This is a genomic window from Streptomyces flavovariabilis, from assembly GCF_000725785.1.
Taxonomy (GTDB): Bacteria; Actinomycetota; Actinomycetes; order Streptomycetales; family Streptomycetaceae; genus Streptomyces; species Streptomyces hawaiiensis.
The window spans coordinates 1-777 of record NZ_JNXD01000082.1; the positions used below are offsets into that span (position 1 = coordinate 1).

1 protein-coding gene is annotated in these 777 nt (G+C 65.1%); it reads left to right on the forward strand.

All coding sequences use genetic code 11. From position 1 onward, the window contains the following. Positions 1-122: 122 nt before the first annotated feature. On the forward strand, positions 123-686 hold the full coding sequence (locus tag IO24_RS47840) for a hypothetical protein (protein ID WP_420823266.1): 564 nt from the start codon (positions 123-125) through the stop codon (positions 684-686). Positions 687-777: the final 91 nt, after the last annotated feature.

The following is a 777-nucleotide window of genomic DNA, read 5'->3' on the forward strand; positions in this document are numbered from 1 at the left end:
CCACGTCCTGGAAGATCTCCCACAGCCCGTCCGGCACCAGTCGCTCAACTATGTCCATGCCCGGAGCAACGAGCTATCGCCAATCAAGACACCGTCTAAGTGCTTCCGGAACCCGCCGACAAATGTTGTCCGTTCCCACCTACGAAACCAGACACGCGGTGCCCGAGCAGTCCGGTCCGCGCCCCGGCGACTTCGTGGTCGCGCTGGACGGAGCGATGATCGGCACCATCACGCTCCTCGACAGGCGCGACGCCACACGTCCCGGACACATCCACCCCGAGGCCAGGGAGGCCGAGCTCGGCTACCTGTGGCTGGCTCGAGCATCTTCAACGGCGTTATCTCGTTCGGGCTGGTCAGCGTCCGGATCAAGTCCTGAGCGCGACCGAAGATCACAGCGTGCGTTTCCGGCGGATCCACATCGCCGACCGGGCCTCGTGCGCAAGATCGGCGAGGCCGTGGCGCTCATAGAGGCCATGACCCGCGACGACCTCACCGGCCCCGAGCTCACCGACCACTACAGCGAGGCGCTGCACGAGGTGATCGAGGGCAAGCGGGAAGATCGCCAACTGCCGCAGGCCCCGGAGCCGGAGGCGCGGCCGGGTCCTCTTGTGGACCTCATTGCGATGTACCGCCGTCGTGGCAGTGAACCACTTGTGCAGCTTCTCAAACACGGCCTAAAAGGCTGATGAAGATCTTGGTGAGGGCTGTCCGGCCGTCAGGCCGGACAGCCCTCCGGTCATGTACTGGCCGGTGCGATGTGCCAGGTGCCACTGGTGT

Coding starts and splice junctions, on each gene's coding strand:
- IO24_RS47840 (WP_420823266.1), top strand. CDS start 123: ATGTTGTCCGTTCCCACCTACGAAACCAGACACGCGGTGCCCGAGCAG.